At 39.6% G+C, this 3,457-nt stretch carries 2 protein-coding genes and 1 pseudogene; 1 reads left to right on the forward strand and 2 read right to left on the reverse strand.

Going from position 1 to position 3,457, the window contains the following annotated elements:
* Positions 1-199 precede the first annotated feature (199 nt).
* A complete protein-coding gene (locus AC1DM9_RS34215) occupies positions 200-757 on the reverse strand; it encodes a hypothetical protein (protein WP_477584484.1) in 558 nt (185 codons plus the stop codon).
* A gap of 154 nt (positions 758-911) precedes the next feature.
* On the opposite strand from AC1DM9_RS34215, the pseudogene AC1DM9_RS34220 reads away from it, so the two are divergent.
* Positions 912-1,895: pseudogene (locus tag AC1DM9_RS34220) on the forward strand (IS110 family RNA-guided transposase); the annotation flags it as partial.
* Positions 1,896-2,099: 204 nt separating this feature from the next.
* Here AC1DM9_RS34220 and AC1DM9_RS34225 read toward each other — a convergent pair.
* Positions 2,100-2,630, reverse strand: a complete 531-nt coding sequence (locus AC1DM9_RS34225; RefSeq protein WP_054025019.1) for an acyltransferase — start codon at positions 2,628-2,630, stop codon at positions 2,100-2,102.
* Positions 2,631-3,457: the final 827 nt, after the last annotated feature.

The following is a 3,457-nucleotide window of genomic DNA, read 5'->3' on the forward strand; positions in this document are numbered from 1 at the left end:
ACCAACACCTTCTATTCCCGCATGCCCTCAAACGGAACTGCCTAGCCCATGTTATGTAATCATTTAAACTCCTATTTAAATCTATATGTGAAATCCTGCGAATTCGCGAGTATTCGTGAGAAAAACCTTATTCTCTGAGGGAGCTTAATGACCTTATCATCAAACTGTGGTAAGGCTTAGCTTTTATTCAACATATAACCTACTTTACAGATTCCGCTATTCCAAAGAGCACATCCGCTGTAACATGATTCCCTATCCGACTATCTACTGCCAGACGGTACTGCCATCCGTTTTTTTCAAACACTAAAGTATTGAATCCTCCCCTAGCCTTTGGGGATTTAGTTGTAAAGTAAAGTGCTTCACTACCGTCTTTGAATTTGTATTTTTCCCCATCTCTCTTTGACTTCCCAAAGACTAATTTCTGCTCAATAGGTCTTACATCAATCTTATAGTGGTTTTTGCCCTGAGATTCATGGAGGTATTCTATTTGAATTTCATCGTAATAATTCTCCTTGTCGTTTACACATCTACCCAAATAATGAGTAAATTCCATAGGTGGTAATTTAATCGGCAATTTAAGTTCTCTTTGATTAAGCGTTTCGCATTCCTTTAATGCTTCCCCAACCGACTTATACCCGATTTCGATATATGGCTCATCTAATTGAGGAACATCGCTCTGTGGTGCTACACTTGATGCAAGTATTTCGTTTGTAAACAAGTTACTCAGTAGTAAACAAATTATCAGAAAGCGGCTCATGATATAACACCACCCTTTTTTAGGTAGTGTACTCATAGCCGATTATTTGTACTCGAACCACGAACCGCTTCAAACTTAGAGTGCGTTAAACTGCCCGTTAGCACAACCAGGCTGCCGTTTCATGCCGGCAGCCTGGTTATGGTGATTGTTAAGCTATAGTTTCCCGTTAGTTCAATTTCTAGATGATCATCAATATCTGTATATCGTTATCAATCCGTTAATTTCACACCAAGCGAAAAAAACGAATTTACGTAAGGTGAAAACGGATGTTGCTGACGCATACCAATTGGGTGAAATGTTCTACAAAGAAGAGCTGGAGCCTTACAAAAAACGGAGTCAGTATCTCATGAATCTGCGTTACCTGACACGGCAACATGAGTCACTAACTGAAATGTATGTCCAGGTAAAGTTGCAGTTTCAAGCGGTGTTGGATCAAGTCTTTCCAGAGTATCATGGCGTGTTTGGTGACCTTTATTCTAAGGTATCACTTCGTTTCCTGGCCCAGTATCCAACGTCTCAATCGGTGCTAGCGTTGTCCGAGGAAAACGTTACGGCGAACATAAAAAGCCTTGTTGGACATGTTGCCTCGAACCGGTGGTCGCTGGAACGGGCACAGAAACTAATGGCTGCAGCAGAGCGAAATCCCTTCAGGGAGACCGCTTTTCCGAGTCATTTAATCTCATTAGAGCTATTCATTAATTTACTTCTTCAGTACCAGGAGCATCTAACAAAACTGGATAAATCGATAGAGACTCTGGCTGAAGAATTAATGGAGTATGATCTAATCCAATCGATACCTGGCATTGGCACCAAAATTGCAGCAACAATTTTAGCTGAGGTCGGAGAAATTGATCGATTCGATCACGCGAAGAAACTGGTTGCGTTTGCTGGTATTAAGTTTACAGCAACCCGAAATAAAATCACCAAACGTGGTTCTAGAAGGCTTCGGACAGCCTTATATCAAGCTGTAAGGTGTGGACTGAAAGGCTCACGTAACAAGAGAATAAGAGCTTATTACGACAAAAAGCGTGCAGAAGGCAAACTATTTAAAATAGCCGTGATCGCTTGTGTAAATAGACTGATCCATTGGATTTATGCGATTTTGACCAAGAAAGAACCTTTCCGCTTGACTGAATAAGCAACGTTTAGATATTGAGGAAAACCTTCCCAAATTCTAAGAGCGGTTATTTGTCATGCATTTTTACCAGTATAGCATCCTTCGTTTACTTCATTAATAATTAAATATTGACAGGCTATTAGCTGGTATAGCGGAATGAAGGGCTACCACTAGGCAGCCCTTTCAGTCCATCCGTATGAATTTATTGATGATATGATAAACTGATTATTCCCTAATCCAGCCATCCTCTATTTCAAGCTCGCGAATCACCTTTGCAGGACTTCCTCCGACCAATACATTGTTAGGAACATTCTTATTTACGGTACTCTTAGCCGCGATTACGGAATTGTCTCCAATTGTGACTCCCGGAAGAATAGTACAATCCGCTCCAATCCAAACGTTATTACCGATTTTAATTCTTTTAGCGAGTTCACCTTTATCGGTAGAATCCATACGGTGGTAATTGCTATCAAAAATACTCGTTCTTGGACCAATCTTAACATTATCTCCAATGACAATTTCTTTATTAGCCGCGATTCCCACACCTGCATTAACGTATACATTATCACCGATTGTCAAGTTGGCACCCTTGGTACTGGTAATTTGAACTGCCCATGGATGTCCTATTATGGAAATATTATTTCCAACTTTGATTGCTCCAAATTTATTAACGAACACTTTCCCACGTAGCTTTGGTGCTGTTTTCCCGAATTTGTAGAGTCCTCTAAGTTTGTACAGTACAGTTTTAAACCCCATATCAAAACCTCCCACTCCTTTCAGTTCGCTTATTGAGTATTATAACAGAGATAAATACAAATTTTCGAATAAAGTTATTCATATTGAATAATTAATTCGGATTACCGATATGTAGAACCAGGTATGACCAGGCGTCATTTTTTTTATAAAAGCGACTACCGCAGCAACCGCTTTTCCACTATCGCGTCCCGTTTTCTCACCCTAGATTATTTGATGTACGCTCTGAAGGTCTTAATTTGAATAACCCTATTGCCATACAAATCATGCTGACTGCCCAAATAATACCAATCAAACCGATGTTCATAGAATTTTCTTCTGAAACCATAGTGCCAGTTCTCCTTGCTCCTAACAATTCAATCCAGCCCCAAGCCCAACTGAATAAAATAGAGTGTATTAAAAACCATCCATATCCAGCTCTTATATTTTACAAGAAGGGTAATGATCACTAGGAATATCAGAGAGATTATAATTCCAAAACCTATTCTTAAAAATGATAAGACTTCAGCCTCCATTGCCACATTTAACACCTCAATTTTTTGTTTGCGACCCACTAAGCAATTAGACGTTAAAACAATAGTGTTTGTTACGTAATTCTGCCGGTCAGTTAACAACAGATTAGTGGCAGCTAAACGAACCTGCCAAATAGCTTAGCGAAAAACATAAAGGGCTCCACATATTATGAAGTGCACCCCTTAGAATAGACATTGGAAAAACCCCTAGGTTATTCCGATGAAATTCTAGGGGGTGTATTTTTGTGGCGGTTAAAGGGCAAAAGTTTAAGCATTATGAAGATACAACGAAAGTGGAGGCAATCCGCTTACATGTTG

It is taken from the genome of Paenibacillus sp. 01T431 (genome assembly GCF_056398625.1).

Coding starts and splice junctions, on each gene's coding strand:
- AC1DM9_RS34215 (WP_477584484.1), bottom strand. CDS start 757: ATGAGCCGCTTTCTGATAATTTGTTTACTACTGAGTAACTTGTTTACA.
- AC1DM9_RS34225 (WP_054025019.1), bottom strand. CDS start 2,630: ATGGGGTTTAAAACTGTACTGTACAAACTTAGAGGACTCTACAAATTC.